The organism is Pseudomonas sp. MWU12-2345 (assembly GCF_023242385.1).
Classification (GTDB): domain Bacteria; phylum Pseudomonadota; class Gammaproteobacteria; order Pseudomonadales; family Pseudomonadaceae; genus Aquipseudomonas; species Aquipseudomonas gingeri_D.
On sequence record NZ_JALLJA010000029.1, the window covers coordinates 1 to 24,819 of the forward strand.

A 24,819-nucleotide genomic window follows, 5' to 3' on the forward strand; every position below is an offset into this window, starting at 1 on the left:
GCAAAGTCGGCTTTTTTGTCGCTGCGAAAAGACCCTTAGATGGTCAGTGTCCAGTCGTAGTCGACGATCAGCGGCGCGTGCTGCGAGAAACGCGGCTGGCGCGGCAGGCGTGCGCTACGGACGAAGCGACGCAGGCCCGGGGTCAGCAACTGATAGTCGAAACGCCAGCCGAGGTTGAGCATCTCGGCCTGTTCGTTATCCGGCCACCAGCTGTACTGGTCGCCTTCGCGGCTGACTTCGCGCAGGGCATCGACATAGCCCATGTTGCCGACAATCTCGTCCATCCAGGCCCGTTCCGGCGCCAGGAAGCCCGGGGATTGCTGGCTGTCGCGCCAGTTCTTGATATCCAGCTTCTGTTGCGCGACGTACAGCGAGCCACAGTAGATGTATTCGCGACGTTTGCGCCGCTGCTTGTCCAGATAGCGGGCGAAGTCGTCCATAAGCTTGAACTTCTGGTTCAAGTCTTCATCGCCGTTCTGCCCCGAGGGAAGCAGCAAGGTCGCGATGCTGACCTTGTCGAAATCGGCTTGCAGGTAGCGCCCGTAGCGGTCTGCCGTCTCGAAACCGAGACCGCTGATGACAGCCTTCGGTTGCAACCGCGAATACAGAGCCACGCCACCCTGGGCGGGGACTTCGGCATCGCAGGCATAAAGGAAGTAGCCATCCAGTTGGAAGGCTGGGTCGTCCAGTTCAAAGGCGGAGGCGCGGGTGTCCTGCAGGCAGATGACGTCGGCATTCTGAGCTTGCAGCCAACTGAGCAAACCACGCTCGACTGCGGCCTGAATACCATTGACGTTCACACTGATGATCCGCATAAATGGCCCCAAAAATCACGTGCGTGTATGATACCCCAAGGTCTACCTAATTAGCTAAATCCGTGGTATTTGGGGCTTTTTTCATGCAGGCGTATCAACGCGACTTCATTCGTTTTGCCATCGATCGCGGGGTTTTGCGCTTCGGTGAGTTCACCCTGAAGTCGGGACGTACCAGTCCTTACTTCTTCAATGCCGGTCTGTTCAACAGCGGTTCGGCCCTGGCCCAGTTGGGGCGTTTCTATGCGTCGGCGATCGTCGAGAGCGGCATTGCGTTCGACGTGCTGTTCGGCCCGGCCTACAAGGGTATCCCCTTGGCGGCGGCCACCGCCGTGGCCCTGGCCGAGCATCACGGGCGTGATCTGCCCTGGTGTTTCAACCGCAAGGAAGCCAAGGCCCACGGCGAAGGCGGCAGCCTGGTCGGCGCGCCGCTGGCCGGCGATGTGCTGATCATCGACGACGTGATCACCGCCGGCACCGCGATCCGCGAGGTGATGCAGATCATCCAGGCCCAGGGCGCCAAGCCTGCCGGCGTGCTGATCGCACTCAACCGCCAGGAACGCGGCAACGGCGAGCTGTCGGCGATCCAGGAAGTCGAGCGTGACTTCGCGATCCCGGTGGTCAGCATCGTGTCCCTGACCCAGGTCCTGCAGTTCCTGGCCGACGATGAGCAGCTCAAGCAGCATTTGCCTGCGGTTGAGGCTTATCGCGCGCAATACGGAATCTGACCTCCCTTGCGCCGTGGGTATCGGTGGTTGCCCCTGATGCTCTGTGTGTCCTTTGCCGTTCAGGCCGAGGACGCATCCGGCGTGCTGCTGTATCGCTATGTCGATGGCAAGGGCGTCACGGTGCTCGACCGCCAGGTTCCCCCGGAGTACGCGGGCAAGGGTTATCAGGTGCTGAACTCGCGCGGTCGGGTGGTGCAGACGATTGCGCCGGCGCCGACGGCCGAGGAGTTGGCGCGCTTGCAGGCGCAGAAAGCCCAGGCCGATGCCAATGCGCAGCTGTTGCAGCGTTATTCCAGCGTCGGCGAGGTCGACAAGGCCCAGGCTCGGAAACTCGCTGAGCTGGACGCGATGATTGCGAGTATCCAGACCAACCTCAACGCCTTGTTGGCGCAGCAGGCCAGTTTGCAAGGCCAGGCGGCGGAGCAGGAGCGGGCGGGGCACGAGGTGTCGCCGCAATTGCTCGGGCAACTCGCGGGGCTACGGGATGAGCAGGCGCGGATGAGGGCCGATATTGCCCGCTACCAGGCGGCACGGGTCCAGGCGCAGCAGGACTTCGCGGTGGATCGGGCGCGGGTGGAGCAGCTGACGCACTGAGGTGTGGTCGGCACGAGCCTGTAAATACTGCCTTGACCCTCGCTCGTAGCGACGGCCGACACGATCCCTGTAGGAGCCTGGCTTGCCAGGCTCCTACAGGGGGTATTGCGTTTTCGAGTCCGTGCTTCGGCTTGATCAGTGACGCTTGCGATTGCTGATCAGGGTGCCCATGCCGGTATCGGTGAAGATCTCCAGCAGCACCGCGTTCGGCACGCGACCGTCGATGATCAGCGAGCTGCCAACCCCGCCCTGTACCGCTTCCAGTGCGCAACGGATCTTCGGCAGCATGCCGCCATAGATGGTGCCGTCGGCGATCAGTCCATCCACCTGGGTGGTGCTCAGGCCGGTCAGGACCTTGCCTTCCTTGTCCATCAGGCCGGCAATGTTGGTCAGCAGCATCAGCTTCTCGGCTTTCAGGGCCTCGGCGATCTTGCCCGCCACCAGGTCGGCGTTGATGTTGTAGGACTCGCCATTGGCACCCACGCCGATCGGTGCGATCACTGGGATGAAATCACCCTTGACCAGCAGGTTCAGCAGATCGGTGTTGATCCCGACCACTTCGCCGACCTGGCCGATGTCGATGATTTCCGGCTGGGTCATTTCCGGGGTCTGGCGGGTCACGGTGAGCTTTTTCGCGCGGATCAGCTCGGCGTCCTTGCCGGTCAGGCCGATGGCGCTGCCGCCGTGACGGTTGATCAGGTTGACGATGCTCTTGTTTACCTGGCCGCCGAGAACCATTTCCACCACGTCCATGGTCTGGGCGTCGGTCACGCGCATGCCGTCGATAAAGTGGCTCTCGATGGACAGGCGCTTGAGCAGGTCACCGATCTGCGGGCCACCCCCGTGGACCACCACCGGGTTGATCCCCACCGCTTTCATCAACACGATGTCGCGGGCAAAACCGGTTTTCAGCTCTTCGCTTTCCATGGCGTTGCCGCCGTACTTGATCACCAGCGTCTTGCCGACGTATCGGCGGATGTAAGGCAACGCTTCGGAAAGAACCTTGGCGGTATTGGCAGCGGCATCGCGTTCGAGGGTCATTCAGGGCTCCGGTGGAACAAGTGGTCGGACGGTGCAAAGACTACGCTTTTACACCTTCCAGAGGTCAGAACGGTAGTGGGAGATCAGGCGCAACACGTTTCAATTGGGCGTGGAACACGTCCTTGATGCGCTGCAATTCGGCTTCGCTGTCGGCTTCGAAGCGCAGGACCAGCACCGGGGTGGTGTTGGAGGCGCGGACCAGGCCCCAGCCCTGGGGATAGTCGACCCGCACACCGTCGATGGTGGTCAGGTTGGCATCGCCCCAGTCGGCGTCGCGTTGCAGTGCATCAATGATGCTGAATTTGCTCTCGTCGGTCACATTGATATTGATTTCCGGCGTGGAAATATCGTTCGGGAAGGTCGCGAACAGCTCCTCGGCGCTGGATTTCTCCTGGCTGAGGATCTCCAGCAGGCGCGCGGCGCTGTAGATACCGTCGTCAAAACCGAACCAGCGTTCCTTGAAGAAGATATGGCCGCTCATTTCGCCGGCGAGCAGGGCGCCGCTTTCCTTCATTTTTTTCTTGATCAACGAGTGACCGGTTTTCCACATCACCGGGCGACCACCGTATTCGCGGATCAGGGGCGTCAGGCGGCGGGTGCACTTGACGTCGAAGATGATGTCCGCGCCAGGGTTGCGCGCCACCACGTCCTTGGCGAACAGCATCAGCAGGCGGTCGGGGAAGACGATGCTGCCGGTGTTGGTCACCACGCCGACGCGGTCGCCGTCGCCGTCGAAGGCCAGGCCAAGGTCGGCATGGCTTTCCTTGACCTTGGCGATCAGGTCCACCAGGTTCTCGGGCTTGCCCGGGTCCGGGTGGTGGTTGGGGAAGTGGCCGTCGACCTCTTCGAACAACGAGATCACTTCACAGCCCAGGGCTTCGATCAGCCTGGGGGCGATGACCCCGGCGGCGCCGTTGCCGCAGTCGACCACCACCTTGAGTTTCCGCGCCAGCACGATGTCGTTGCGGATCTGCTCGAAGTACGGGATGAGGATGTCGACTTTCTCGACGCTGCCCTTGCCGCTGCTCAGGTCGTTGTTCTTGAGGCGGGTGTGCAGGGCCTGGATCTGCTCGTTGGCCAGGGTGTCGCCAGCGATGACGATTTTGAAACCGTTGTAGTTCGACGGGTTGTGGCTACCGGTGAGCATCACCCCGGACTTGCCGGCCAGCACGTTGGCGGCGTAGTACAACGCCGGGGTCGGCACCAGGCCGACATCGCTGACGTGGCAGCCGCTGTCGTGCAGGCCCTGGATCAACTGCTGGACCAGCTCCGGCCCGGACAGGCGACCGTCACGGCCGACCGACACGTTGGGCTCGCCCTGGGCCAGGCTCTGGGCGCCGATGGCGCGGCCGATCCAGTAGGCGGTTTCGCCGTTCAGGGTCTCCGGGACCGTGCCACGGATGTCGTAGGCGCGGAAGATGCTGTCAGGGAAACTCGGGATGGCAGGTGCGGTGCTGTTCATGGTGTGGGTGGGCTCCGTTCCCAGGAAATCCTGGTGTTCGTCGAGAATATCGATATCGAGAATGTCGGTGTCTTGGAACAGCGGATCGGCCCAGACGGTACTTGGCGTCGTGGACTGGATCGGCGCGGGGGCGCTGCGGATCGCGGTGCCTGGATCACTGCCGACAGGCTCGGGATGACCATTGCGCAAGGAAAAGCGCGCCAGTTCCTGGGCCAGCCCATTGAGGGCCGGCAGGCTCAAGCTGAAGGCTTTGACGGCTTTGCCGCCGGAGAGTTCGCGAAACAGTTGCTCCAGCTGTCGGGCATCGCCGTCGAGACGGTTCTGCAGGCGTTTGTACGGCAGGTAGGTGCCCAGCAGGGCGCCGCCGAGGGCGAGCAGGGCGGCGAGGGCTGTCAGGGCGTAGGCGCTCAGGGGATAGGACAGTTTGAGCGAGGGGCCTGGGCTGAATTTCAGCGTCCAGTTGGGGTTGCCGGTACCAAAGGCAACGCTTTCGTCGGTTGCCGCCGTTCCGCGCTGGTCCAGCACCTGTTCCGGGCTGCCGAGGACGCTTTGCGTCAGGCGCAGTTCGCCGGTCTCCGGGTGGAATGTGCTGAGGGATTGGAGCAGGCGTTGCAGGTCGAAGACCAGCAGCAGGGTGCCGCTGCTTTGGGTGGCGGCGGGTGCCTTGAGTGAGGCCACGCTGTAGACCAGCCAGCGCTGGCCGATCTTGTAGGCTTCCGGTGCGGGTCGGGTGCCGCGCTCGGCGCGGGTGATCAGGTCCAGCGCCGAGAAATTCAGCGGCGCGGCGCGGTCATTGCTCGGTTGGGCCTGGCCGGGCAGGTAGAGTTGCGCGTCCACCAGGCCGCTGGCGAAGCGCAAGCCGGCTTCCGCGGCCTTGACCTGGTCGGCGTTCTGGCTTTGCAGGGCCTTGAGCAGCGAAGGATCAAGGGCCGTCGCCTCGGTCTGGGCGATCAGGTCGCTGCTGGCCTGGCTCAGGCCCGCGGCCGCGACGGCACCCGGGGTCTGCACCAGGCTGCCGCGCAGCGCCTGGTTCCAGGGCGCGACTACGCCAAGCCACAGGAGCGCGGCGGCCAGGGCCAACCCGCCCAAGGCAATCTGCAATCCCGGTAACAGGGGTCTGGTGGCGTCGCCTGGAGGCGCATGGCCGTTGCTTTCATGACCGCCGGCGGTCTTTGCACTGCGCTTGAAGCCTTTCAAATACTGCCTCCGAGAGGGTCATCCTGAAATTCAACGCGCACCGTTCGGACCGGGCCTGGACCAGCTTAGGTCAATGGCTGCCCGAATGCCCGAAGCCGCCGGCACCGCGTTGGCTTTCGTCAAAGGTTTCAACCAGTTCGAAGTGCGCCTGGACCACCGGCACCAGCACCAGTTGGGCAATCCGCTCGCCGACGACGATGTTGAAGGCGGTCTGGCCGCGGTTCCAGCAGGACACCATCAGTTCGCCCTGGTAGTCGGAGTCGATCAGGCCCACCAGGTTGCCCAGCACGATGCCGTGTTTGTGGCCCAGGCCGGAGCGCGGCAGGATCAGGGCGGCGAGGCCCGGATCGCCGATGTACACCGACAGGCCGGTGGGGATCAGCAAGGTCTGGCCCGGTTCCAGTACGGTGTCCTGCTGGAGCATGGCGCGCAGGTCGAGACCGGCGGAGCCGGGCGTGGCGTACTGCGGCAGCGGGAATTCGCCGCCGATGCGTGGGTCGAGGATCTTGGCTTGCAAAGCGTGCATGAAAATTAAACCTGGTTCAGTCGTTCGGCGATAAAGGAAACCAGCTGGCGGGCAATCTTGCCCTTGCTGGTCTGGGCAAACAGCGTCGCGTGGAGCTCGCGGTCGATCACGCTGCAGGCGTTTTCCTCGCTGTTGAAGCCAATGCTGGGGTTGGCCACGTCATTGGCGACGATCAGGTCGAGGTTCTTGTCCTTGAGCTTGCGCGCGGCGTAGTCGAGCAGATGTTCGGTTTCGGCGGCGAAACCGACACTGAACGGACGGTCGACGCGGCTGGCGATGGTGGCCAGGATGTCCGGGTTACGCACCATCTGCAGCAGCAGGCCGTCGCCGTTCGTAGGGTCTTTCTTGAGTTTTTGCGGGGCAACGACTTCCGGGCGGTAGTCCGCGACCGCTGCCGAGGCGATAAACAGGTCGCAAGGCATGGCCGCTTCGCAGGCGGCGAGCATGTCGCGGGCGCTGACCACGTCGATGCGGGTCACCCGGTCCGGGGTCGGCAGGTGCACGGGGCCGGTGATCAGGGTCACCCGGGCACCGGCTTCCACCGCGGCTTCGGCCAGGGCGAAGCCCATTTTCCCGGAGCTGTGGTTGGTGATGTAGCGCACCGGATCGATGTTTTCCTGGGTCGGGCCGGCGGTGATCAGCACGTGTTTGCCGGTCATGGCCAGGTGCTGGAAGCAATCGGCGGCGCATTGCGCCAGGTCCGTGGCTTCGAGCATGCGCCCCAGGCCGACGTCGCCGCAGGCCTGGCTGCCGGAGGCCGGGCCGAAGACTTTCAGGCCGCGGCTTTGCAGCAATTGGGTGTTGGCCTGGGTGGCCGGGTCGCGCCACATGGCCTGGTTCATCGCCGGGGCGATGGCCACGGTGGCGTCGGTGGCGAGCACCAGGGTGGTCAGCAGGTCGTTGGCGATACCCTGGGCCAGGCGCGCGATCAGGTCGGCGGTGGCCGGGGCGATCAGCACCAGGTCGGCCCATTTCGCCAGCTCGATATGGCCCATGGCGGCTTCGGCGGCCGGGTCGAGCAGGTCCAGGTGCACCGGATGCCCGGACAGCGCCTGCATGGTCAGGGGGGTGATGAACTCGCTGCCGCCACGGGTCATGACCACGCGCACTTCGGCGCCCTGGTCGAGGAGTCGGCGAACCAGCTCGGCGCTCTTGTAGGCAGCAATGCCGCCGCCGACGCCGAGAACGATGCGTTTCCGATACAGCCGCTGCATAGACCTGCCTTTTAGTCCGGTGATGGCGACCCCCTGACGACGCCTCCCCAGGCCAGATCAGGGGTAAAAATGATGGGCTAAGATAACACAGCGACCGCCAGGGAACAGCGGCGCCACAAGGACAGGGAGGTGGAATGAGTATTCGTGATTGGCCGGCGGCGGAGCGGCCCCGGGAGAAATTGCTGGAGCAGGGGGCGGCGAGCCTGTCGGACGCCGAGTTGCTGGCGATCTTTCTGCGTACCGGGGTTTCCGGGAAGAGCGCGGTGGACCTGGCCCGGCACCTGTTGAGTCGGTTCGGCAGCCTGCGCAATCTGCTGGAGTCCGACCAGCAGGCGTTTGGTCGCCAGTTGGGCCTGGGGCCGGCCAAATTTGCACAATTGCAGGCAGTGCTGGAGATGGCCCGACGGCATCTGGCCGAGCGCCTGCGCCGCGACTCGGTGCTGGAAAGCCCGCGGGCGGTCCGCGATTACCTCAAGGCGATGCTGCGTCATGAGCCTCATGAGGTGTTCGCCTGCCTGTTTCTCGACAGCAAGCACCGGGTGTTGGCGTTCGAGCCGCTGTTTCACGGCTCCATCGACAACACCAGTGTCTATCCTCGGCAGGTGGTCAAGCGGGCGCTGGCGCACAATGCGGCGGCGTTGATCCTGTGTCACAACCACCCTTCGGGGGTTGCCGAGCCCAGCCAGGCTGATCACGTGCTGACCAAGCGGCTGAAAACGGCACTGGAATATGTCGATGTGCGTGTGCTCGATCACTTTATCGTCGGCGAGGGCGAGCCCTTGTCGATGATGGAGCGGGGCTGGATGTAGCGGTCCGGGAACGATCCCCTGCAGGAGCCGGCAAGCCGGCTCCTGCAGAGGGTGTGCCGGTTTCAAGGCTTGAGGCTGACCTTGGAAAAATCCTGCCGCCCGAACGGACTCACTTCATAGCCCTGGACGTTCTTGCGCAGCAAGGCGAAGGCCGTCGGATGCGCCAGCGGCACCCACAGCGCCTGTTGCTGGATCTGCGCCTGGGCCTGCTCGTACAGCTTGCTGCGCACCCCTTGCTCGCTGGTGGTCTTGCCGGCACTGATCAGCTTGTCCAGGCCCGCATCGCAGTAGCGGGCGAAGTTGGTGCCCGATTTCACCGCCGCACAGGAGAATTGTGGGGTCAGGAAGTTGTCCGGGTCGCCGTTGTCGCCAGCCCAGCCCATGAACAACAGGTCGTGCTCACCGGCCTTGGCCCGGCGGATCAGTTCGCCCCATTCGATCACGCGGATCTGCGCCTGGATGCCGACTTCGGCGAGATCGGCTTGCAACAGCTGGGCACCGAGGCTCGGGTTGGGATTGAGCAGGCTGCCCGACGGACGTGTCCAGATGGTGGTCTGGAAACCGTCCTTGAACCCGGCCTTGGCCAGCAGGGCCTTGGCTTTTTCCGGGTCATGGGCGTAGCCGGGCAGGTCCTTGGCGTAACTCCAGGTGTTGGGCGGGTACGGCCCGTTGGCGGCCTCGGCGGTTTCTTCGAACACGGCCTTGAGGTAGCTGGTCTTGTCGACGGCGAGGTTGATCGCCTGGCGTACCTCCGGTTTGTCCAGGGGGGGATGCTGGCTGTTGATGGCTACGAAAGCGGTCATGAAGGCCGCGGTTCTTTCCACCTTGAGCGTCGGCTCTTTACTGGCAGCCGTGACATCCAGGGGCTTGGGCGAGAGCGCGATCTGGCATTCGTTGCGCCGCAGCTTCTGCAGGCGGACGTTGGCATCGGGGGTAATGGCGAAGACCAGGTTGTCGACCGCCGGCTTGCCGGCGAAGTAGTCCGGGTTGGCGCTGTAGCGGATCGAGGCATCTTTCTGGAACCGGCCGAACACGAACGGGCCGGTGCCGACGGGCTGGCTGTTGAGTTTTTCCGGGGTGCCCGCGGCCATCAGCTTGTCGGCGTATTCCGCCGGATAGATCGAGGCGAAGCCCATGCTCAGGGCCGCGAGGAAGGTCGAGTCGGGGTGGTCGAGGGTGAAGCGCACGGTCAGCGGATCAACCGCCTCGATTCGTTTGATCAGGCTCGGCAGTTGCAGCGACTGGGCGTGGGGGAAGCCGCTCTGGGCGATCTGGTGCCATGGGTTGGCCGGGTCGAGCATGCGTTCGAAGCTGAAGCGCACGTCGGCGGCGCTCAGGTCGCGGGTCGGCTTGAAGTAGTCGGTGTGATGGAATTTCACCCCCGGATGCAGCCTGAACTCGTAGACCAGGCCGTCGTCGGACACGGTCCAGCTGTCAGCGAGGCTGGGCACCAGCTTGCCGCTGTCGGCGTCGAAGTCCACCAGGCGGTTCATCAGCACGTCGGCCGAGGCATTGGTGGTGCTCAGCGAGTTATACTGCACCACGTCGAACCCGTCGGGGCTGGCTTCGGTGCAGACGCTCAGGGTGGTGGCGGCCTGGGCCGATACCCCGAGGAAGGGGACGAGCAATAGCGGTAGGGCAGCGAGACGCATATTCAGTATCCTTTGCAGGTCGTTGTCCCATCTGCGAGTGCAGTCTGGAAAAGTCCTACCCTAGAGGTATGGACGGTAATTGACTATCCCGTTTTTAGCGGATTTTTCAGTTTGCCTGCTTCCCCCGATATTTTCACCGCACGGTTTGCCGGGCCTTTTGCGCCGCTGGCCGGTGTTGTGCGACGAGCGGCCTTTCAGGGCGCCAGCCCAGGTTGCTGGCGTCCTGGCCGGTCATTGACGGTGCACCGTCGAGGTTTTAATCACACTTGATGTTGTTGCACCTGAGTCTTTCTGGTATAAAGCAGCGCTCTTTTCTAGGGGCCCGGTTCCTTCGCTTGTAGGTGTAGCCGGTAAGACCCTTAAAGAAACGCGGCGCCTGGCGCCAAATGACTGAGAGATTAAGCGGCCAACCCATGCCGGGTTGGGCATGTGGTTTTAGAGGGCTGAGGCATGTCTAGAGTCTGTCAAGTTACCGGTAAGGGTCCGGTGACTGGGAATAACATTTCCCACGCAAACAACAAAACCCGTCGTCGTTTCCTGCCGAACCTGCAGCATCACCGCTTCTGGGTCGAGTCCGAGAAGCGTTTTGTGCGTCTGCGCGTATCCGCCAAGGGCATGCGTATCATCGACAAGCGCGGCATTGATGTCGTGCTGGCCGAACTTCGTCGCGATGGCAAGGTATAAGGGAGCTAAATCATGCGTGAATTGATTCGTTTGATCTCGAGCGCCGGTACTGGTCATTTCTACACGACTGACAAGAACAAGCGCACTACTCCGGACAAAATCGAGATCAAGAAATATGATCCGGTTGTTCGTAAGCACGTGATCTACAAGGAAGGCAAAATCAAGTAATTGATTTTGTTTTTCGAGAAAAACCCCGACTGGTTCGGGGTTTTTTTTCGCCTTTTTTCGGCCGGCTCCTGCCTATTGCATGGCTGATTCCTACATTTTTCCCGTTGCGCCTTTCCTAGACTGGGGTGAACACCGAAAGGATGCGGATGTGGAGAACGCTCATGATGATTGCGAGGATGTTTGGAATTCTGCTGCTGGTGGTCCTGGCAGCGGGGAGTATTGCGGTTTCGGCGGCTCAGTCGGCCAAGGCCGAAACCAGTACCGATGCCTACGTACGCAGGATGATCGAGGCCACTCGGATCGGCTGGTCCGCATTGGCCGCGTTCAATGAAATCACCCGTGTGTTTGCGGATGTCCAGTTGTTGACCAGCGACGGGCAGCGGGCCTGGCTGATGAACGCGCAGGGGGGGAGCGAGATCGATATGGAGGCGGTCAGGACGCTTGGGGTTTCCTACGAATACAAATCCTTCGACAAGATCCTCTGGCGGGGGCGTCCGTCTGTCTTTATCGGTCTGGGAAAGGAACTGCCGGCGGACGAACTGCAGCGGCTGGAAGATCCGCGAGCGATTCCCGATGTGTTCAGTCTGGCAACCCACGAAGCCTTTCATTTTTACGCCGAGGACGAAAAGAGCTGGGCATTCTCCCCGGGATCGGATCGCAGCACTTTGTACCCTGCCGCCGCCGAGCCGCGCATGCATCGCAACCAGTTGATCCGTCACCTGCTGGCGGCGGCTCAGGGGCGGGCCGATGCTTTGCGGCGGGCCAGTTATTGGTATCGCCAATGGTCAAGCGGGTATGCCGACGAGTTGAAGCACATTCATGGCACTGATCGTTCCGAAGGTAGTGCGCGTTATGTGGAGGCGATTGTTCGGCCGCTGGTGCTGGGCGCGCGTCCACTCTCCCATGAGTGGTCGGTACTCATGCTTGAGGAACTGAGCCTGCTGGCGCGAGATGATTATCTGGCTGCCGATCATGAAAGCTATGCGTTGGGTGCTTTAGCCGGCTATCTGCTTGAGCAGCAGGGTGTGGACTGGCTGCCGCGCGTCGCCCGGGGAGAAACGCCCGTAGCGATGCTGCTGGATTCGGTGCCGCCTCTGGATACTCCCCCTGACGAGTTGATGGGGCGACGTATTCGGGAGGTCATTGCCGAGTCCAATCGACAGACAGCGCAAGTTTTCGATTCGTTCCTGCCGCGTTTCAACGACCCGGCAGGGAAGCGTTTGCTGGTGCCGAACCAGGTTATGCAAGGGAGCTTCAATCCCACGCATTCCTACCGTCTGGCTACACAGCCCGAGAAAATTGAAGTCGGGATTGATGCCGCCTTCGTCTTGAGCGATGGCCGCATTGACCTCAGGGCAGCGACGGTCGCTACCCATGTGAGCGAGGATTGTGGTCAGTTGGATCTTTACTGGATCTTGGCCCTGACCAGGGACGAGTTCGAGAAAACCGCTGACAGTCGGATGCGTTTCGAGCGCGATGACATCAAGGTGGATATTCCCTACCCGGCCCAGCCTGCCCAGGATCCGCGTATCTGGTGCGTCCAGGTCTGATCAGGCTTTCTGCTCGAACACCACATAGATCTTGCGGCAGTGCTCCAGCACCTCCCAGGTGCCCTTGAAGCCCGCCGGGATCACGAAACGATCGCCGGCGCGCAGGGTCTTGGCGTTGCCGTCCGCGTCGCGCAGCACCGAGACGCCCTGGACGATTTCGCAGTATTCATGTTCGGTGTAGTTCACCGTCCATTGGCCCACCGCGCCCTCCCAGACGCCGGCATTCATCTGCCCGCAGGGGCTGCCATAGTGGTTGTAGATGGTTTGCTCGGGATCGCCCTTGAACACTTTCTCCTCTGCCGGGCGAAAGCGTTCCGGTACGGTGGTGGCTTCGCTGAAATCGACGATGTCCTGGATACTCATGGTGCTCTTCCTCTGCGGTGACGGGCCTTGGGTCGCAAGCACCGAGTCTATGTTTATTAAAACGAACATGGCAACGGCGTTTGACGAGTCTTTGTCAAATATATTGAAACTTCAGGTGCCGCTGGTTTAGGGTGGTGGGTGCCATGGGCCTGAATCGAGGCTCGTTGGGCAGAATTCCGAACGGTGCTGGCGCAAGAGCGCACGGTTCCAGTATTTCAATAAGAGGAGGACACTCGAATGATCACCCTGACTCGTGCTGACTGGGAACAACGTGCCCGTGAGCTGAAGATTGAAGGCCGTGCCTACATCAATGGTGAATACACCGCGGCGGTCTCGAATGAGACCTTCGAGTGCATCAGCCCGGTCGATGGCCGCCTGCTGACCAGCGTCGCCAGTTGCGATGCGGCCGATGCCCAGCGTGCGGTCGAGAGTGCCCGCGCGACGTTCAACTCCGGTGTCTGGTCGCGCCTGGCCCCGGCCAAGCGCAAGTCGGCGATGATTCGTTTTGCCGCGTTGCTGAAGGTCAATGCCGAGGAGCTGGCCTTGCTGGAAACCCTCGACATGGGCAAGCCGATCAGCGACTCCCTGCATATCGACGTACCCGGCGCGGCCCAGGCCCTGAGCTGGAGCGGCGAGGCCATCGACAAGATCTATGACGAAGTGGCTGCTACTCCCCACGATCAGTTGGGTCTGGTGACCCGTGAGCCGGTGGGCGTGGTCGCGGCCATCGTGCCGTGGAACTTCCCGTTGATGATGGCTTGCTGGAAGCTCGGGCCGGCGTTGTCCACCGGTAACTCGGTGATTCTCAAACCTTCGGAAAAGTCCCCGCTGACCGCGATCCGCATTGCCGCCCTGGCGGTTGAAGCCGGTATTCCGGCGGGTGTGCTGAACGTGCTGCCGGGTTACGGTCATACCGTCGGCAAGGCCCTGGCCCTGCACCAGGATGTCGACACCCTGGTGTTCACCGGTTCGACCAAGATCGCCAAGCAACTGCTGATCTACTCCGGCGAGTCCAACATGAAGCGCGTCTGGCTCGAAGCCGGCGGCAAGAGCCCGAACATCGTCTTTGCCGATGCTCCGGACCTGCAGGCCGCCGCCGAATCCGCGGCCAGCGCCATTGCCTTCAACCAGGGCGAAGTCTGCACCGCCGGTTCGCGCCTGCTGGTGGAGCGTTCGATCAAGGACCGCTTCCTGCCGCTGGTGATCGAAGCGCTGAAGGCCTGGAAGCCGGGCAACCCGCTGGACCCGGAGACCAATGTCGGTGCCCTGGTGGATACCCAGCAGATGAACACCGTGCTGTCGTATATCGAATCGGGTCATGCCGATGGCGCCAAGCTGGTGGCCGGTGGCAAGCGGACCCTGCAGGAAACCGGTGGTACCTACGTCGAACCGACCATCTTTGATGGCGTGAGCAACGCGATGAAGATCGCCCAGGAAGAAATCTTCGGCCCGGTGCTGTCGGTGATTGCCTTCGACAGCGTGGAAGAGGCGATCAGCATTGCCAACGACACGCCCTATGGCCTGGCGGCAGCGGTCTGGACCGCGAACATCTCCAAGGCGCACCTGACCGCCAAGGCCCTGCGGGCCGGCAGCGTGTGGGTGAACCAGTACGATGGCGGCGACATGACCGCACCGTTCGGCGGCTTCAAGCAGTCGGGTAACGGCCGTGACAAGTCGCTGCATGCGTTCGACAAGTACACCGAGCTGAAGGCGACCTGGATCAAGTTGTAACGCCTCGGCTCTTGAGACCGCAGCGAAACTTGTGGGAGCCGGCTTGCTGGCGATGGCGTCTGTAAGGGCAATGCAAGGTCTGCGGGCCTCATCGCTGGCAAGCCAACTCCTACAGGTCGGGGGTTGATCAGAATTTTGTGTCTGTGATCGGGTATCCCCAATAAACACAGCCGGACTCTCCGCAAGGAAGTCCGGCTGTGTCGTCTTGAACAGAAACTATCCACAGGAGCGTGGAACATGCGTTGGGCGACTTATTTCGCCGTGCTGGCTTCGGTACTCAGTGTCGGGCTGGCACTGGGCGTGAGCATGCCGTTGGTGTCCCTGCGGCTGGAAAGCTGGGGTTATGGCTCTTTTGCCATTGGCGTGATGGCGGCGATGCCGGCCATCGGGGTCTTGCTCGGTGCCAGTATCTCCAGCCATCTGGCGGCGCGCTTCGGCACTGCCCGGTTGATGGCCCTCTGCCTATGGGCGGGAGCCCTGTCTATCGGTTTGCTGGCGCTGCTGCCCAGCTACCCGGTGTGGCTGGTGCTGCGCCTGATGATCGGGGTGATCCTGACCATCGTCTTCATCCTCGGCGAAAGCTGGATCAATCAACTGGTGGTCGAACAATGGCGCGGACGCCTGGTGGCGCTTTATGGCAGCACCTATGCGCTGAGCCAACTGTCCGGCCCGCTGCTGCTGGCCGCTGTGGGCACGGAAGGTGATTACGGCTTCTGGGTTGGCGTGGGCTTGCTGGTGGTCGCGCCATTCCTGTTGCTGGGGCGCAGCGGTGCGCCAACCACGGAGTCCAATCGCGTCACCCTGGCGGACTTGCTGGGCTTCTGCCGGGGTTTGCCGGCCATTGCCTGGGCCATTTCGCTGTTTGCTGCTTTCGAGGCGATGATTCTGACCTTGTTGCCGGTGTACTGCCTGCGCCAAGGCTTCACGGCGGATATCGCCTTGGCGATGGTCAGCACCGTGGTGGTGGGCGATGCCTTGTTGCAGTTGCCGATTGGCGCCTTGGCCGATCGGCTGTCCCGGCGCGCGTTGTTCATCGGTTGCGCCCTGGCGCTGATGTTGTCGAGCCTGGCGGTGCCTCTGCTGCTCGACACCTTGCTGATCTGGCCGCTGTGGGTGCTGTTCGGTGCCAGCGCGGGCGGGCTGTTCACCTTGTCGTTGATCCTGATCGGCGAGCGTTATCGCGACGACGCGCTGGTGCGGGCCAACGCCCATGTGGCGCAGTTGTGGGGCATCGGCTGCCTGATCGGGCCGTTGGTGGCGGGTGCGGGCAGCCAGTGGATCAGCGGGCATGCCTTGCCGTTGTTCATGGCGGCCGGGGCCTTGGGCCTGCTGGTGTTGCTGTTGCGCCAAGGGGCCTTCGGCACGGCACAGTCGGCCACCTCCCTGTAGGAGCAAGCTTGCTCGCGATGACGGGCTTCCGGGCACCGCCGAAACATCAGCCTGCCGGCTGATCGCGAGCAAGCTTGCTCCCACAGGTCAGGCCTCGTGAACCTTCAGAGCATGCGCTCCAATCCGATATGGTTGGCGAACCAGGCGTTGAACCGACGCCACCAGTTGCCCGGCTCGTGGTGCAGCTCGTGGAGCTGCCCGTGGTCCTCGGTGACCCAGACAATCTGTCCCTGCTCCAGGCGCGGCTGGTAGCTCAGGGCCGGGGCCATGCCGCGCAAGGCCAGGGCCCGAACGTGTTCCGCCAGCTCCGGACTGTCCACCAGGACGCCGACTTCGGTGTTCCACAGTACCGAGCGCGGGTCAAAGTTGAATGAACCGATAAAGGATTTCTGCCGGTCGAAAATCATCGCCTTGCTGTGCAGGCTGGAGTCCGAGCCTTTGTAGGACGCGCTATGAAACAGGTGCGGCCCGCTGCCGCCACGCTCCCCGGGCTGGCGCCGCAGTTCGAAGAGTTTCACGCCGTGTTCCAGCAACGCCTTGCGGTAAGGCGCGTAACCGCCGTGCACGGCAGGCACGTCGGTGGCCTCCAGCGAATTGGTCAGCAGGCTGACCGAGACCCCGGCATCGGCGCGCCCGGCCAGATAGACCAGCCCCGGTTGACCAGGCACGAAGTAGGCGGAAATCATCATCAGTTCGGTATGGACGTTCTTCAGTTCCGGCGCCAACTGTGTGGCCAGCAACAAGCGTGGATCAGGCTCGTCCCTGGCCAGAACCTTGCTCGGTGCGTCCCACAGCGCCTCGCTCCAGGCCCAGATCAGCTCACGGCGCCAGATATCCATGTGCGGCTCGCTCTTGTAGGCCCGAAGCTTCAGGTACAGGGCGGTATTGTGCTGGCGATAGCTGCCCAGCGAGTCCTTGAGCTGTTGTCGGGCCTTGGCCAGTTCCACCGCGGACGGTGGGTTTGAGAGGAAGTCGCCAATGGGCGCGCTCAGGGCGCTGTTCCAGTACTGGTCGAAGCTGTGTCCGAGTTGTTCGGCCACGGGGCCGAAGCCGAGCAGGTCGATGTCGGTGAAGTTCAGGTCCGGCTGGGCGCCGAAATATTCGTCCCCGAGGTTGCGGCCGCCGACGATGGCCGCGCTGTTGTCGGCCAGCCACAGCTTGTTGTGCATCCGCCGATGTTGTTGCGACAGGTTGAACAAACGGCCCAGGGTACGCGTGGCACCGGTGCTGCGGCCCAGGTTCAGCGGATTGAACAGGCGAATCTGGATATTCGGATGGGCGGCGAGGGTGCCGATGACCGAGTCGAGCCCGTCGCTGGTGGTGTCGTCCAGCAGGATGCGCACCCGTACGTCGCGATCGGCGGCCTCGAGCAGTTCATCCACCAGCATGCGGGTGCTCAGGCCGTCATGGACGATGTAGTACTGCAAATCCAGGCTGACCTGGGCATTGCGGATCAATTCGGCCCGGGCCCTGAACGCCTCGCTGCCGTTGGGCAGCAGGCGAAAGCCCGAGCGCCCCTGCCAGGGTGCGGCCTGTTCCTGGATCGAACGACCGAAGCTCGATTCGCTCGCCGCCAGGGCCTGGCTGGGAAGCCGTGGAGCATCCAGGGTCGCGCATCCGCTCAACAGCAGGGCAATGAGCAGCAAGCAGGCTTTCAATGGTCATCGCCCCGGGTCGGTAGGTGTCGGCATATGGACGCTATCCGGCGGGTAAAGGTCAATCGATACTGCTCTCGTTTTGTGCCAGTAATTTGATCGCGGCCGCGCCGACCTTGCGCACAGCCTCTTCGATCAGTGGCGTCGGCTTGGCAGCGTAGTTCATGCGCAGGCAGTTACGGTATTTGCCCGAGGCGGAAAAGATGCTGCCCACCGCGATCTGCACGCCCTGGTCCTGCAGCGCCCGGTTCAGGCGCAGGGCATCGAACCCTTCGGGCAGTTCGACCCAGAGCATGAAGCTGCCCTGGGGGCGACTGGCGCGGGTGCCGGCGGGAAAATAACGGCTGATCCAGTCGATCATCAGGTCGCGGTTGCGCTGGTATTGGCTGCGCATGCGTCGCAGATGCGGCTCGAAGTGCCCGTTTCTGAGGAAGTCGGCGATGGCCAGCTGTGGCTGCGGGGCCGTGGAGCCGGTGCTGATGTACTTCATATGCAGCACCCGTTCGAGGTAACGACCGGGTGCGACCCAACCGATGCGCAGGCCCGGGGCGAGGGTCTTGGAGAAGGAGCTGCAGAGCAGCACGCGACCGTCTTCATCGAAGGACTTGATGGTGCGCGGACGGGGGTAGGTGTAGGCCAGTTCGCCATACACATCGTCTTCGATAATCGCCACGTCGAAGCGCTGGGCCAGGGTCAGCAGGGCGCGCTTGCGCGACTCCGGCATGATGTAGCCCAGCGGGTTGTTGCAGTTGGGGGTCAACTGTATGGCCTTGATCGGCCACTGTTCGAGGGCCAGTTCCAGGGCGTCGAGGCTGATGCCGGTGATCGGGTCGGTGGGGATTTCCAGGGCCTTCATACCCAAGCCCTTTAGGGTCTGCATGGCGCCGTGGAAGCTGGGTGAGTCCACCGCGACGATGTCCCCCGGCTCGCAGATGGAGCGGATGCTGGTGGACAGGGCCTCGTGGCAGCCGGTGGTGATCACCAGATCTTGGGGGCCGAGCTGGCAGCCGGAGTCGAGCAGCAGGCGCGCCACCTGTTCGCGCAGCCCGAAGTTGCCGTGGATATTGTCGTAGGACAGGCCGGGCATGTCCTGGCGGCGGCTGATCTGCGCCAGGCTGCGCAGCAGCGGTTTCAGGGTCGGGCTGTCGATGTCGGGCATGCCGCGGCCCAACTGTACGGTGTCCTCGCGAGGGACGGCGCGAATCAGTTCCAGCACCTGTTCCCATTGCGAGATATCAACAGGGCGTTGTGCCGGTCGGCCGATGACCGGCAACGCCGGTAGTTCGCGGCCTACGGGTACGAAGTAGCCGGACTTGGGTTTTGGTTGGGCCAGCCCGCTGTCTTCCAGGACGCGGTAGGCCTGCTGCACCGTACTCAAACTGACACCGTGCTCCACGCTCAGCGCCCGTACAGAAGGCAGGCGGTCTCCGGGGCGATAGAAACCCTGTTCTATGCGGGTTCCAAGCAATTCGGCAAGGTTGACGTAGAGGGTCATGGCGCAGTTCTCGGCGACGGTGGAAAGCGTTGGACGGTACAGATAGGGAGAAAATACAGGATTCAGTCGCGCTTTGGCGAGATCTGTATTGAATTAATAAAAATTGATTGAATCTGTAATGGTTTTGGCCGCTCACCCATTCTATGTACTCATGGCAACCGAGTAACAAAGGAGCAGAGGTAATGAACGGCATGAGCGATGTGCGTCTGGTGTTGCGCAGTCAGGAACTGGTGATCGAGCACGAGCGGGTAGTCATGGCGTCTTCCGCCCGTGGCGGCGCTCCGGCCTTCGGTGCCATGGGTCTGTTCTGGCATCGTCTGCGTACCCGCAAGACCTTGCTTGCACTTACGCCCGAGGAACTGAGCGATATCGGATTGAGCTCGGAGCAGGCCCGGAAAGAAGGTTTGAAACCGTTCTGGCGTTCTTGACGCGAAACTTGTGGGAGCCCGGCTTGCCCGCGGGCGCATGACTCAAGGGCCTGATCGCCGGCAAGCCGGCTCCTACAGGGGACCGCGTTCCTTCAGATGAGCAGGTTTGCTGCCGGGAGTGGTTTTTTCAGGCAAAATACGCGCTTGTTCTTCTTTCCGGTCGTCGTTCGATGAGTTGCAACAGTCAGAAAATCCGCTTTCTGCGTCAGCAAATTCCGTCGTTCGACTGCGTGCCGGGCTGTCACGACTGCTGCGGGCCGGTGACCACTTCGTCCGAGGAGATGGCCCGCCTGCCGCGCAAGACCGCCGCCGAGCAGGAAGCGGCGCTGGACGAGCTCAATTGCGTGCACCTGGGACCGAACGGCTGCACGGTGTATGACGAGCGCCCGCTGATCTGTCGTTTGTTCGGCACGACGCCGACGTTGCCTTGCCCCAATGGCCGACGTCCCGTGGAGATGATTCATCCACGGGCCGAGCAGCAGGTGCACGAATACATCGCTACCACGCGTCAGGTACTGGTCTAGGCTCAATCCGGAATCGGCAGGTTCAGGCTCTCCTTCACTTCTTCCATCACGATATAGCTCTTGGACTCCCGAACGTGGGGCAGCTTGAGCAGGATGTCGCCGAGCAGCTTGCGGTAGGAAGCCATCTCGGAAATCCGTGCTTTCACCAGGTAGTCGAAATCCCCCGAGACCAGGTGGCATTCCAGCACATGGGGCAATTTCAGCACGGCACGTCGGAATTCTTCGAAGGTGTCGCCCGACTTGTAGTCGAGGCTGATCTCGACGAACACCAGCAGGCTGCCCTTGAGGTGCTGCGGGTTCAACCGGGCGTTGTAGCCCATGATGATGCCTTCGCGCTCCAGCCGGCGAACCCGCTCGGTGCAGGGCGTGGTGGACAGTCCGACCTTTTCGCCAAGCTCAGTGAACGAGATGCGCCCGTCGGCCTGCAGGATGCGCAGGATATTGCGGTCGATCTTGTCCAGCTCGCGCTTGGTCTGATGGTTGGTTCTCATTAGGGAATGCCCCTCCGTCAAAAGCGATAGTGCCGAGAATTCTCGCCAAATATAGGCACTTATATAGTGAAAAGCACTGGCTATTGTTTTTTACACTGCACGCATCTTGGCTTTGAACATTAAACATCGGCGCCTGGCCGCGGATTGAGGAATAGACACATGCGAGTTCTGGTATTGGGTAGCGGCGTCATTGGTACCACCAGTGCTTATTATCTGGCGCGGGCCGGTTTCGAAGTGGTGGTGGTCGACCGTCAGCCGGCCGCGGCCATGGAGACCAGTTTCGCCAACGCCGGCCAGGTCTCGCCCGGTTATGCCTCGCCCTGGGCCGCCCCGGGCGTGCCGCTGAAGGCCATCAAGTGGCTGCTGCAGCGTCACGCACCGCTGGCGATCAAGGCCACCGCCGATATCGACCAGTACCTGTGGATGGCACAGATGCTGCGCAACTGCACCGCCAGTCGTTATGCGGTGAACAAGGAGCGCATGGTCCGTCTGTCCGAATACAGCCGTGACTGCCTCGACGAACTGCGCGCCGAAACCGGGATTGCCTACGAAGGCCGTAGCCTGGGGACCACCCAGTTGTTCCGCACCCAGGCGCAACTCGATGGCGCGGCAAAAGACATCGCGGTACTGAAAGAGTCCGGCGTCCCTTACGAATTGCTCGACCGCGCCGGCATTGCCCGGGTCGAACCGGCCCTGGCCAGCGTCACCGATATCCTCGCCGGCGCCCTGCGCCTGCCGAACGACCAGACCGGCGACTGCCAGATGTTCACCAGCCGCCTGGCCGAAATGGCCATCAAGCTCGGTGTGGAATTCCGCTTCGGCCAGGACATTCAACGGCTTGACCATGCGGGTGACCGCATCAACGGCGTGTGGATCGACGGCAAGCTGGAAACCGCCGACCGCTACGTACTGGCGCTGGGCAGTTATTCGCCGCAGTTGCTCAAGCCGCTGGGGATCAAGGCACCGGTCTACCCCCTCAAGGGCTATTCGCTGACCGTGCCGATCACCAACCCGGCCATGGCCCCGACTTCGACTATCCTTGACGAAACCTACAAGGTCGCGATCACTCGTTTCGACAACCGCATCCGCGTCGGTGGCATGGCGGAAATCGCCGGTTTTGACCTGTCGCTGAATCCGAAACGGCGCGAAACGCTGGAGATGATCGTCGGCGATCTTTATCCTCAGGGCGGCGACCTCGAGCAAGCCAGTTTCTGGACCGGTTTGCGTCCGACCACTCCCGACGGCACGCCGATCGTGGGGGCGACCTCATTCCGCAATCTGTTCCTGAACACCGGTCACGGTACGCTCGGCTGGACCATGGCTTGTGGCTCCAGTCGCCTGCTGGCTGACCTGATGGCGAAGAAAAAGCCGCAGATCAGTGCCGAAGGCCTCGATATTTCCCGTTACGGCAAAACGCCCCAGGAGACTGCAAAACATGGCAATCCAGCGCCAGCTCACCAATGAACGTCTGAGCCAGATCGTTGTTCACAGCGGTACCGTGTATCTGGCGGGGCAGGTTGGCGACAACATGAGCGCCGGGATTGAAACCCAGACCCGTGAAGCCCTCGGCAATATCGAGCGTTTGCTGGATCTGGCGGGTACCGACAAGAGCAGGTTGCTGTCGGTGACGATCTACCTGAAAGACATCGATGCCGACTTCGCCGGGATGAATTCGGTCTGGGACAAGTGGCTGCCCAAAGGCGTCGCGCCGGCCCGTGCCACGGTTGAGTCGAAGCTGTGCGAACCGGAAATCCTGGTCGAGCTGTCGGTCGTGGCCGCTCTGCCTTAAGTACGATCCCTCTCCCGGTGTGATGGCGGTCTCACTGCTTTTCGCACCGGTTTTTTTCCCCGTTGACCGTCCAGAAGTTTGCCGCCATGCGTCCTGCCCGTGCCCTGATCGACCTCCAAGCTCTGCGTCACAACTACCAATTGGCCCGCGAAGTCTCGGGTGCCCGAACCCTCGCGGTGATCAAGGCCGATGCCTATGGTCATGGCGCGCTGCGCTGTGCCCAGACCCTGGAAGCCGAGGCCGATGGTTTTGCCGTGGCCTGTATCGAGGAGGCCCTCGAGTTACGGGCCGGGGGTATTCGCGCGCCGATCCTGTTGCTGGAGGGCTTTTTCGAGGCCGACGAACTGCCACTGATCGTCGAGCACGACTTCTGGTGCGTGGTGCATGCGCTCTGGCAGCTGGAGGCCATCGAGCAGGCGGTGTTGGCCAAGCCGATCAATGTCTGGCTCAAACTCGACTCGGGCATGCACCGGGTGGGGCTGGAACCGGCCGATTATCAGGCGGCTTACCAGCGCCTGCAGGCCAGCGGCAAAGTGGCGAAAATCGTCCTGATGAGCCACTTCGCCCGCGCCGATGAGCTGGGCAGCCAGCGCAGCGCCGAACAGGTGGCGACCTTCGAGGCCGCGCGCCAGGGTTTGTCGGCTGAGGTCAGCCTGCGCAACTCTCCGGCGGTGCTCGGGTGGCCGCAGATTTTCAGCGATTGGGTACGTCCCGGCATCCTGCTGTTCGGCTCGACGCCTTTCGAAGAAGAAAACCCTGTCGCCGCGCGTTTGCAGCCGGTCATGACCCTGGAGTCGAAAGTCATCAGCGTGCGCGAGCTGCCGGCGGGTGAGCCGGTGGGCTACGGCGGCCTGTTCGTGACGTCCAGGCCGACGCGGGTTGGCGTGGTTGCGATGGGTTATGCCGATGGCTATCCGCGTCACGCACCGACCGGCACGCCGGTGCTGGTGGCGGGCCAGCCGAGCCAACTGCTGGGCCGGGTGTCGATGGACATGCTGTGCATCGATCTGACCGACGTGCCCCAGGCCGGGTTGGGCTCGACGGTGGAGTTGTGGGGCAAGAACATCCTGGCCAGCGAGGTCGCGGCCCGGGCCGAGACCATTCCTTATCAGATCTTCTGCAACCTGCGCCGGGTGCCACTGCTCTACACCGGGAGCTAACGGGCAACCCGCCGCGCCACAGATCGTCCCGCCGACCAGGATTCGGCCCTGAGTGTTGTAAATACTGAACGCTATGCCATGATATCGCTCAATTACAACATCGCCTGAATCCCTGGGAGGCTGCCGTATTGGACGTCGGTGAACGACTGCAATCCATCCGTAAACTGAAAGGTCTGTCTCAGCGTGAACTCGCCAAACGCGCGGGCGTCACCAATAGCACCATTTCAATGATTGAGAAAAACAGTGTCAGCCCCTCGATCAGTTCGCTGAGGAAGGTGCTTGGCGGCATTCCCATGTCCATGGTCGAGTTCTTTTCCGAAGAAATCCTCCAGGAAAAACCGACCCAGATCGTCTACAAGGCCAACGAGCTGATCGATATCTCCGATGGTGCCGTGACCATGAAGCTGGTCGGTCGTGCTCATCCCAGCCGTGCTATCGCTTTTCTCAATGAGATCTATCCTCCAGGTGCCGATACCGGAGAGGAAATGCTCACCCATGAGGGCGAAGAGACTGGCATTTTGCTGGAAGGCCGACTGGAATTGGTGGTGGGTGCAGAAACTTTCGTCCTCGAAGCGGGCGACAGCTACTATTTTGAAAGCACCAAGCCGCATCGCTTCCGCAACCCGTTCGATACCCCCGCGCGACTAATCAGCGCAGCGACACCGGCGAATTTTTAACAGAGAGGCGTCAGGTCAGGGATTTCAAGGCGCCCGGTAGTATTGATTGGCCACTTGCTAATACCCTTGTGACTATTAGGGTTGTTTCGCAGTGGCAATCGAACCGTTATACTCACGCCGCCTGCGAAACCGTGGTTGCGGGCGTGATTAGCCACCATTGAGGGTGTACGCGTGAATCCAATTATGAAAATGCTGGCCGTACCAGCAACCGTAGTCGCCCTGTGGGCCATCAGCGCTCAGGCTTCGACCATCAATGACGACATTGCCAAGCGCCTGGAGCCGGTGGGTAAGGTGTGTGTCCAGGGCGAAGAGTGTAAAGGCATGGAAGTGGCGGCTACCGTGGGCGGTGGCGGTGGTGCCAAGGCGCCGGATGAAGTGATTGCCAAACATTGCAACGCCTGCCACGGCACCGGCTTGCTGGGTTCGCCGAAAATCGGCGACGCCGCGGCCTGGAAAGATCGCGCCGATCACCAAGGCGGCCTCAGTGGCCTGCTGGCCAAGGCCATCACCGGCCTTAACGCGATGCCGCCAAAAGGCACCTGCGCCGATTGCTCCGATGACGAGCTCAAAGGTGCGATCGAGAAAATGTCTGGGTTGAAATAAGACCGATCGTCTCTGAAAAAGCCGCTTACGAGCGGCTTTTTTGCATCTGGTGAAAACCCGATCCTGTGTCTGTGGGC

General features: G+C 62.1%; 25 protein-coding genes. 15 read left to right on the plus strand and 10 right to left on the minus strand.

Annotated features, from left to right (window positions below; genetic code table 11):
• Positions 1-35: 35 nt before the first annotated feature.
• A complete protein-coding gene (locus tag M5C71_RS32075; RefSeq protein ID WP_003176915.1) occupies positions 36-815 on the minus strand; it encodes an exodeoxyribonuclease III in 780 nt (259 codons plus the stop codon).
• Between the two features lie 83 nt (positions 816-898).
• Here M5C71_RS32075 and pyrE point away from each other — a divergent pair, with 83 nt between their 5' ends.
• Together pyrE and M5C71_RS32085 are read left to right on the plus strand one after the other, a co-directional pair.
• Complete coding sequence (gene pyrE / locus M5C71_RS32080; protein ID WP_152736668.1) at positions 899-1,540, plus strand: orotate phosphoribosyltransferase; 642 nt, start codon at positions 899-901, stop codon at positions 1,538-1,540.
• Positions 1,541-1,576: 36 nt separating this feature from the next.
• Positions 1,577-2,134: a DUF4124 domain-containing protein gene (locus M5C71_RS32085; RefSeq protein WP_103497918.1), complete on the plus strand. Its 558-nt coding sequence runs from the start codon at positions 1,577-1,579 to the stop codon at positions 2,132-2,134.
• A gap of 135 nt (positions 2,135-2,269) precedes the next feature.
• Here M5C71_RS32085 and argB read toward each other — a convergent pair whose 3' ends face one another.
• From argB to coaBC, 4 genes are all read right to left on the minus strand, one after another.
• The gene (gene argB, locus M5C71_RS32090; protein ID WP_103497890.1) at positions 2,270-3,175 is read right to left on the minus strand and encodes an acetylglutamate kinase; all 906 of its coding nucleotides are present in this window, start codon (positions 3,173-3,175) and stop codon (positions 2,270-2,272) included.
• A gap of 64 nt (positions 3,176-3,239) precedes the next feature.
• On the minus strand, positions 3,240-4,637 hold the full coding sequence (locus M5C71_RS32095; protein WP_247263089.1) for a phosphomannomutase/phosphoglucomutase: 1,398 nt from the start codon (positions 4,635-4,637) through the stop codon (positions 3,240-3,242).
• Positions 4,638-5,904: 1,267 nt separating this feature from the next.
• The gene (gene dut, locus M5C71_RS32100) at positions 5,905-6,360 is read right to left on the minus strand and encodes a dUTP diphosphatase (protein ID WP_100942178.1); all 456 of its coding nucleotides are present in this window, start codon (positions 6,358-6,360) and stop codon (positions 5,905-5,907) included.
• Between the two features lie 5 nt (positions 6,361-6,365).
• The gene (gene coaBC / locus M5C71_RS32105; RefSeq protein WP_103497893.1) at positions 6,366-7,574 is read right to left on the minus strand and encodes a bifunctional phosphopantothenoylcysteine decarboxylase/phosphopantothenate--cysteine ligase CoaBC; all 1,209 of its coding nucleotides are present in this window, start codon (positions 7,572-7,574) and stop codon (positions 6,366-6,368) included.
• Positions 7,575-7,708: 134 nt separating this feature from the next.
• Between coaBC and radC the strand changes: the two genes are divergently transcribed.
• Complete coding sequence (gene radC, locus M5C71_RS32110) at positions 7,709-8,383, plus strand: DNA repair protein RadC (RefSeq protein ID WP_100942176.1); 675 nt, start codon at positions 7,709-7,711, stop codon at positions 8,381-8,383.
• A 62-nt stretch (positions 8,384-8,445) separates the two neighbouring features.
• On the opposite strand, the gene M5C71_RS32115 is transcribed toward radC, so the two are convergent.
• Positions 8,446-10,035 (minus strand): ABC transporter substrate-binding protein, encoded by a 1,590-nt coding sequence (locus tag M5C71_RS32115; RefSeq protein ID WP_103497894.1) that lies wholly within the window; start codon positions 10,033-10,035, stop codon positions 8,446-8,448.
• Between the two features lie 450 nt (positions 10,036-10,485).
• Here M5C71_RS32115 and rpmB point away from each other — a divergent pair, with 450 nt between their 5' ends.
• The 3 genes from rpmB to M5C71_RS32130 all read left to right on the plus strand — a co-directional run bounded on the left by rpmB (position 10,486) and on the right by M5C71_RS32130 (position 12,437).
• Positions 10,486-10,719, plus strand: a complete 234-nt coding sequence (gene rpmB / locus M5C71_RS32120) for a 50S ribosomal protein L28 (protein ID WP_007921114.1) — start codon at positions 10,486-10,488, stop codon at positions 10,717-10,719.
• A 12-nt stretch (positions 10,720-10,731) separates the two neighbouring features.
• Positions 10,732-10,887, plus strand: coding sequence for a 50S ribosomal protein L33 (rpmG, locus tag M5C71_RS32125; RefSeq protein WP_003177274.1), 156 nt, complete (start codon positions 10,732-10,734; stop codon positions 10,885-10,887).
• Positions 10,888-11,048: 161 nt separating this feature from the next.
• On the plus strand, positions 11,049-12,437 hold the full coding sequence (locus tag M5C71_RS32130) for a hypothetical protein (RefSeq protein ID WP_103497896.1): 1,389 nt from the start codon (positions 11,049-11,051) through the stop codon (positions 12,435-12,437).
• Here M5C71_RS32130 and M5C71_RS32135 read toward each other — a convergent pair whose 3' ends face one another.
• On the minus strand, positions 12,438-12,800 hold the full coding sequence (locus M5C71_RS32135; RefSeq protein WP_103497897.1) for a cupin domain-containing protein: 363 nt from the start codon (positions 12,798-12,800) through the stop codon (positions 12,438-12,440).
• A gap of 237 nt (positions 12,801-13,037) precedes the next feature.
• On the opposite strand from M5C71_RS32135, the gene M5C71_RS32140 reads away from it, so the two are divergent.
• Together M5C71_RS32140 and M5C71_RS32145 are read left to right on the plus strand one after the other, a co-directional pair.
• Complete coding sequence (locus tag M5C71_RS32140; protein WP_103497899.1) at positions 13,038-14,531, plus strand: aldehyde dehydrogenase; 1,494 nt, start codon at positions 13,038-13,040, stop codon at positions 14,529-14,531.
• A gap of 237 nt (positions 14,532-14,768) precedes the next feature.
• Positions 14,769-15,920: an MFS transporter gene (locus M5C71_RS32145; RefSeq protein WP_103497900.1), complete on the plus strand. Its 1,152-nt coding sequence runs from the start codon at positions 14,769-14,771 to the stop codon at positions 15,918-15,920.
• A gap of 104 nt (positions 15,921-16,024) precedes the next feature.
• On the opposite strand, the gene M5C71_RS32150 is transcribed toward M5C71_RS32145, so the two are convergent.
• Both M5C71_RS32150 and M5C71_RS32155 read right to left on the minus strand, forming a co-directional pair.
• On the minus strand, positions 16,025-17,578 hold the full coding sequence (locus M5C71_RS32150; protein WP_248769584.1) for a phospholipase D family protein: 1,554 nt from the start codon (positions 17,576-17,578) through the stop codon (positions 16,025-16,027).
• A 58-nt stretch (positions 17,579-17,636) separates the two neighbouring features.
• Positions 17,637-19,070, minus strand: coding sequence for a PLP-dependent aminotransferase family protein (locus M5C71_RS32155; RefSeq protein ID WP_103497903.1), 1,434 nt, complete (start codon positions 19,068-19,070; stop codon positions 17,637-17,639).
• Between the two features lie 182 nt (positions 19,071-19,252).
• On the opposite strand from M5C71_RS32155, the gene M5C71_RS32160 reads away from it, so the two are divergent.
• Both M5C71_RS32160 and M5C71_RS32165 read left to right on the plus strand, forming a co-directional pair.
• Positions 19,253-19,498, plus strand: a complete 246-nt coding sequence (locus M5C71_RS32160; RefSeq protein WP_248769585.1) for a DUF1127 domain-containing protein — start codon at positions 19,253-19,255, stop codon at positions 19,496-19,498.
• Between the two features lie 170 nt (positions 19,499-19,668).
• Entirely contained in the window at positions 19,669-20,022 is a 354-nt protein-coding gene (locus M5C71_RS32165; RefSeq protein WP_103497907.1) for a YkgJ family cysteine cluster protein, read from the plus strand.
• A gap of 2 nt (positions 20,023-20,024) precedes the next feature.
• Here the strand turns inward: M5C71_RS32165 and M5C71_RS32170 are convergent, their stop codons facing one another.
• Positions 20,025-20,513: an Lrp/AsnC ligand binding domain-containing protein gene (locus M5C71_RS32170; protein ID WP_017125528.1), complete on the minus strand. Its 489-nt coding sequence runs from the start codon at positions 20,511-20,513 to the stop codon at positions 20,025-20,027.
• Between the two features lie 159 nt (positions 20,514-20,672).
• Here M5C71_RS32170 and dadA point away from each other — a divergent pair, with 159 nt between their 5' ends.
• The 5 genes from dadA (at position 20,673) to M5C71_RS32195 (ending at position 24,742) form a co-directional block, all read left to right on the plus strand.
• Positions 20,673-21,977 (plus strand): D-amino acid dehydrogenase, encoded by a 1,305-nt coding sequence (dadA, locus tag M5C71_RS32175; RefSeq protein ID WP_248769586.1) that lies wholly within the window; start codon positions 20,673-20,675, stop codon positions 21,975-21,977.
• On the plus strand, positions 21,949-22,302 hold the full coding sequence (locus tag M5C71_RS32180; RefSeq protein WP_103497910.1) for a RidA family protein: 354 nt from the start codon (positions 21,949-21,951) through the stop codon (positions 22,300-22,302). Before dadA ends, M5C71_RS32180 begins: the two co-directional genes overlap by 29 nt.
• An 86-nt stretch (positions 22,303-22,388) precedes the next feature.
• Complete coding sequence (alr, locus tag M5C71_RS32185; RefSeq protein ID WP_248769587.1) at positions 22,389-23,462, plus strand: alanine racemase; 1,074 nt, start codon at positions 22,389-22,391, stop codon at positions 23,460-23,462.
• A gap of 128 nt (positions 23,463-23,590) precedes the next feature.
• Positions 23,591-24,139 carry a cupin domain-containing protein gene (locus tag M5C71_RS32190; protein ID WP_100942162.1) on the plus strand — a complete coding sequence of 183 codons (549 nt, stop codon included), beginning with the start codon at positions 23,591-23,593 and terminating at the stop codon, positions 24,137-24,139.
• 183 nt (positions 24,140-24,322) lie between these two features.
• The gene (locus M5C71_RS32195; protein ID WP_248769588.1) at positions 24,323-24,742 is read left to right on the plus strand and encodes a c-type cytochrome; all 420 of its coding nucleotides are present in this window, start codon (positions 24,323-24,325) and stop codon (positions 24,740-24,742) included.
• Positions 24,743-24,819 lie beyond the last annotated feature (77 nt).

Bases quoted from the DNA above. Each gene is read 5' to 3' on its own strand.
- M5C71_RS32075 (WP_003176915.1), bottom strand. From the start codon at position 815: ATGCGGATCATCAGTGTGAACGTCAATGGTATTCAGGCCGCAGTCGAG.
- pyrE (WP_152736668.1), top strand. From the start codon at position 899: ATGCAGGCGTATCAACGCGACTTCATTCGTTTTGCCATCGATCGCGGG.
- M5C71_RS32085 (WP_103497918.1), top strand. From the start codon at position 1,577: ATGCTCTGTGTGTCCTTTGCCGTTCAGGCCGAGGACGCATCCGGCGTG.
- argB (WP_103497890.1), bottom strand. From the start codon at position 3,175: ATGACCCTCGAACGCGATGCCGCTGCCAATACCGCCAAGGTTCTTTCC.
- M5C71_RS32095 (WP_247263089.1), bottom strand. From the start codon at position 4,637: ATGAACAGCACCGCACCTGCCATCCCGAGTTTCCCTGACAGCATCTTC.
- dut (WP_100942178.1), bottom strand. From the start codon at position 6,360: ATGCACGCTTTGCAAGCCAAGATCCTCGACCCACGCATCGGCGGCGAA.
- coaBC (WP_103497893.1), bottom strand. From the start codon at position 7,574: ATGCAGCGGCTGTATCGGAAACGCATCGTTCTCGGCGTCGGCGGCGGC.
- radC (WP_100942176.1), top strand. From the start codon at position 7,709: ATGAGTATTCGTGATTGGCCGGCGGCGGAGCGGCCCCGGGAGAAATTG.
- M5C71_RS32115 (WP_103497894.1), bottom strand. From the start codon at position 10,035: ATGCGTCTCGCTGCCCTACCGCTATTGCTCGTCCCCTTCCTCGGGGTA.
- rpmB (WP_007921114.1), top strand. From the start codon at position 10,486: ATGTCTAGAGTCTGTCAAGTTACCGGTAAGGGTCCGGTGACTGGGAAT.
- rpmG (WP_003177274.1), top strand. From the start codon at position 10,732: ATGCGTGAATTGATTCGTTTGATCTCGAGCGCCGGTACTGGTCATTTC.
- M5C71_RS32130 (WP_103497896.1), top strand. From the start codon at position 11,049: ATGATGATTGCGAGGATGTTTGGAATTCTGCTGCTGGTGGTCCTGGCA.
- M5C71_RS32135 (WP_103497897.1), bottom strand. From the start codon at position 12,800: ATGAGTATCCAGGACATCGTCGATTTCAGCGAAGCCACCACCGTACCG.
- M5C71_RS32140 (WP_103497899.1), top strand. From the start codon at position 13,038: ATGATCACCCTGACTCGTGCTGACTGGGAACAACGTGCCCGTGAGCTG.
- M5C71_RS32145 (WP_103497900.1), top strand. From the start codon at position 14,769: ATGCGTTGGGCGACTTATTTCGCCGTGCTGGCTTCGGTACTCAGTGTC.
- M5C71_RS32155 (WP_103497903.1), bottom strand. From the start codon at position 19,070: ATGACCCTCTACGTCAACCTTGCCGAATTGCTTGGAACCCGCATAGAA.
- M5C71_RS32160 (WP_248769585.1), top strand. From the start codon at position 19,253: ATGAACGGCATGAGCGATGTGCGTCTGGTGTTGCGCAGTCAGGAACTG.
- M5C71_RS32165 (WP_103497907.1), top strand. From the start codon at position 19,669: ATGAGTTGCAACAGTCAGAAAATCCGCTTTCTGCGTCAGCAAATTCCG.
- M5C71_RS32170 (WP_017125528.1), bottom strand. From the start codon at position 20,513: ATGAGAACCAACCATCAGACCAAGCGCGAGCTGGACAAGATCGACCGC.
- dadA (WP_248769586.1), top strand. From the start codon at position 20,673: ATGCGAGTTCTGGTATTGGGTAGCGGCGTCATTGGTACCACCAGTGCT.
- M5C71_RS32180 (WP_103497910.1), top strand. From the start codon at position 21,949: ATGGCAATCCAGCGCCAGCTCACCAATGAACGTCTGAGCCAGATCGTT.
- alr (WP_248769587.1), top strand. From the start codon at position 22,389: ATGCGTCCTGCCCGTGCCCTGATCGACCTCCAAGCTCTGCGTCACAAC.
- M5C71_RS32195 (WP_248769588.1), top strand. From the start codon at position 24,323: ATGAAAATGCTGGCCGTACCAGCAACCGTAGTCGCCCTGTGGGCCATC.